Source organism: Chitinophaga sp. (assembly GCF_035564935.1).
Lineage (GTDB): Bacteria > Bacteroidota > Bacteroidia > Chitinophagales > Chitinophagaceae > Chitinophaga.
In genome coordinates this window covers 1-3,975 of sequence record NZ_DATMTE010001000.1, presented here as the reverse complement: position 1 = coordinate 3,975, position 3,975 = coordinate 1, and the positions used below count along the sequence as shown (strand labels likewise).

Below are 3,975 nucleotides of genomic sequence, written 5' to 3'. Positions count from 1 at the left end.
GACGGGGGAAAGAATGGTATCAAAATATTTGCCTATCAAACACCTATCGGCCACCAGGTATATAATAACCTCCTGGTGCAAACCGGAACTGCTTATGATTACCCTTCAAAGGGAATGTATATTAAAGGAGATCAGCCTATTAAGCTTACTGCAGGAAACAACATCTGCTATACCGATGTAGCTTCCGCTAATTTTGTGGACGGGGCCGGAGGAAACTACCGCTTGCAATCCACTTCCACTGCGGTAAATACGGGCAGGGATATGACGGACTTTGCATTAAAAACGGACTTCGACAATGCGCCAAGACCCCAGCAAAGTAAGTACGATGTAGGTGCGTTTGAATTTAAATCCGGCAGCACTACTTTGCCGCCCGTTTCAAATGCAGGCAGCAATATCACTATCACCTTGCCGGTAGATAATGTTACCCTGGATGGCGCGTTATCCACCGCTTCCGCCGGCAGCACTATTCAAAGCTACGCCTGGAAGAAGATCTCCGGCCCTTCCGCAGGAACTATTGTGAGCCCCGCTGTGGTGAAAACAAATGTAACAGGTCTTACCGAGGGCGCCTACGTATATGCGTTAACGGTAACCGATAAAAACGGCTTAACAGATGCCGACAGCATCACGGTAACTGTGAAAGCGGCGGCTAATAAACCGCCGGTGGCCAGTGCAGGAAGCGATGTACAGGTACAGTTGCCGGTGAACACCGCTTCACTGGATGGCAGCGCTTCTACAGATGCCGACGGCCAGATCTCCGCATGGGCATGGTCCAAAACGGCCGGTCCGGCAGGGGGCGATCTGTCGGCGCCAAACGCGGCTAAAACAAACGTCACCAACCTGGTGGCCGGCGCCTATACCTTCCGCCTCATCATCACAGATAATGCAGGCGCAAAAGATACGGCTACCGTAAAAGTGACCGTATTAGCTGCTGCCAATAAACCACCCGTTGCCAGTGCAGGGAAAAACATCCAGGTACAACTACCGGTGAACACAGCTACGCTTAATGGCAGCTCCTCTACAGATGCTGACGGACAAATTGTTAGCTGGTTGTGGCAGAAAACGACCGGTCCTGCCGGTGGCGACCTGGCAACAGCCGGAGCTGCGCAATCCGCGGTAAATAACCTGGCTGCAGGAACCTATACTTACCAGCTTACCGTAACAGATAATAACAACGCTACGGCCACCGCTACGGTAAGCATATTGGTATTGGCGGCAGCGCCTAACCAATCGCCGGTGGCTGATGCCGGTAACAACATTGCCATACAGTTACCGGTGAGCAGCGCAGCCCTGGATGGCAGCGCCTCTGCGGATGCCGACGGACAAATCGTAACCTGGCTCTGGGAAAAAACGGCCGGTCCTGCCGGTGGCAACATTGCCAGTGCAGGTACTGCCAAAACAAACGTCACTAACCTGCAGGAGGGAACCTATACTTTCCGCCTCACGGTAACCGATAACAACGGCGCCACAAGTAAAGCCACTGTAAGCGTGGTGGTCACAGCGGCGCCCGTGAACCAGCCGCCGGTGGCTGTTGCCGGCAACAACATTACCGTACAGTTACCGGTGAGTAGCGCCGCCCTGGATGGCAGCGCCTCCAGCGACGCCGACGGGCGGATCGAAACATGGTTATGGGAAAAGTCCGCCGGTCCTGCCGGTGGCGACATTGCCAGCGCCGGCGCCGCTAAAACAAACATCACCAACCTGCAGACAGGAACCTATACTTTCCGCCTTACGGTAAAAGATAACAACGGCGCCACGGCCTCCGCTACGGTGAGCATCACCGTATTGCCGGTGCCAAATAAAGCACCGGTAGCGCAAACACAGGGCGACAAAAGTATTCAGCAGCCAATGAACTCGTTCATTGCAGATGGCAGCGCCTCTTATGATCCGGATGGTACTATTGTGAAGTATGAATGGACGCAGGTAACCGGCCCCACCAGGGCCAATTTTAAAAGTCCCGGCCAGGTACAAACCCTCATCAACGGCCTGCAGGCGGGTGAGTACCAGTTCAGGCTCACCGTTACCGACGACGGGGATGCTACGGCTACCACCACCTTTAATTTAACGGTACTGGGCAACGATATTATTTCCCATGGAGATGATTCACTGGCTATATCGCCCAACCCGGCAACGGATCACATCCGCCTGCGGATTGCCCGCAAAGGTACATTGCCGCTGCACGTCAGGATCTATGACATGAACGGCCGGATACAGCAACAGCTAATGTTTACCACACCAGACTCATTCCAGTCGGATGTGAACATCAGCAATTTATCAAACGGACATTTTATAGTAGAGGTGAAGTCGCAGGACAACAGCTTTAATAAGAAAGGACGTTTTATAAAAATAAGCAACTAGATTTTTTCCCAGGTACCACTGGAAGATTGATATTGACGGATAGGGCGGGCAGGATTGCCCGCCACTATTGTATAAGGAGGTACATCTTTCGTGACCACGCTGCCGCCGGCCACCACGGAATGCCGCCCGATAGTAACGCCTGCAGTAATAACGCTGTTGGCGCCTATCCAGCAATCTGCTTCTACAACAATTTCACCTACAGTACAGGGCTGCAACGAAATGGGAACATCCGGATCCTGGTAACCATGATTCAATCCCGACAACACAATGTTTTGCGCCAGTATAACATTATCGCCTATACGTACCGGGCCGATCAGTACATTGCCTATTCCAATCCTTACATGATTACCAATGATCACTGCGCCCATTCCATTGTTTACGGTGGCAAAATCTTCGATGGTGGAGTAGCTTCCCAGCGTAAAAGTATTGAAGGGCAGTACATCCATCCGGGTCCGTCTCCGGATGAGTGCGCCCTTCCCTTTTTTATGGATAAAAGGATTCACGAACCATCGCACCCACAGGCGCGGGCGGGCCTGGTGCTTTGGCATCAGGAGATATAAAGCCAGTTTCTTTAGCCCGGGATGTTGTTTCAGTTTTTCCTTGATGCTCATATTAGTTACCGCTGGTGTTTAAGATGGCCTGGTAAATAGCTGCTACCGAATTTTCCCAGGTATGTGTGCGGGCAAAACGGATCCGTTCACCTGCCAGTGAAAGATCTGCGTTTTCCGACAGTGCCCTTTCAATCAGCGGAACATAATCGTCCGGCGTTGCTGCCAGGTATACATGCTGCCGGAACAGCTCCATGGTTTTGGTAGCAGTGGCCACCACCGGTTTTCCCATGGCCAGGTATTCATCTATTTTCAGTGGGTAGTTCCCGGCTGTTACCTCGTTCAGTACCTGCGGGTTAAGACATACATCAAAAGCCTGTACATAAGCAGGGAGCTGCGACAGATCCTTATGCCCCGTAAAATAAACGTTGGGTAGCTGGTGAAGCCGGGAGGCTTTAAAGTCGTCATCTTCCGGGCCCACCAGCACCAGTTGCCAGTCCGGCCGTTCGCTGGCTATCTTTACCAATACGTTAATATCCAGCCGCAACGATTTCAGCGCGCCCACATAACCTATTACCGGGCCTTTGCCTGTTGGCACATCTTCCGGAACAGGATGTTCATCGGCAGCGTTGAACAACCGCAGGTCACATCCCTGTCCAACATAATAGCTGGAAGGATTGTATTGCTGCAGCATTTCTTTAAGGTATAAGGAATTAGCTACTGCGGCATCGGCTTTTGCAATATGCTGCGGCTCCAGCTGTAGTCCGTGCTTTTTCCAGTAGGGAACGCCCAGCAGGTAATCCCTGCTATAATACACATAACTGGATGGCTGTAACATTTCCTTGAGATAGAATCCCCGGAAGATGTCATTATCATTAAATAAAATGATGTCTTTGAAATTCATTTCCCCGATAGCCTCCCTGATACTGTTGGCAAACTTTCTGTTATTACGCTTGTTAAACCAGGAGAAAAGCGGTGTGAAAGGCAGCCAGTTGATGGATTCGAGGACCGCGGAAGGATAGTAGTTCCACAGGTTGTTGCCTATTGAAACAATAGCCGGTACTTTTTTGCT

General features: G+C 51.4%; 3 protein-coding genes. 1 reads left to right on the top strand and 2 read right to left on the bottom strand.

All coding sequences use genetic code 11. From position 1 onward, the window contains the following. On the top strand, positions 1 to 2,355 hold a 2,355-nt coding region (locus tag VN105_RS25925; protein WP_325645712.1), incomplete at its 5' end, for a PKD domain-containing protein. On the opposite strand, the gene VN105_RS25920 is transcribed toward VN105_RS25925, so the two are convergent. Together VN105_RS25920 and VN105_RS25915 are read right to left on the bottom strand one after the other, a co-directional pair. After that, positions 2,352 to 2,966, bottom strand: a complete 615-nt coding sequence (locus VN105_RS25920) for an acyltransferase (protein ID WP_325645710.1) — start codon at positions 2,964 to 2,966, stop codon at positions 2,352 to 2,354. The genes VN105_RS25925 and VN105_RS25920 overlap by 4 nt on opposite strands. A gap of 1 nt (position 2,967) precedes the next feature. Continuing rightward, a partial coding sequence (locus VN105_RS25915) for a glycosyltransferase (RefSeq protein WP_325645709.1) occupies positions 2,968 to 3,975 on the bottom strand: 1,008 nt, incomplete at its 5' end.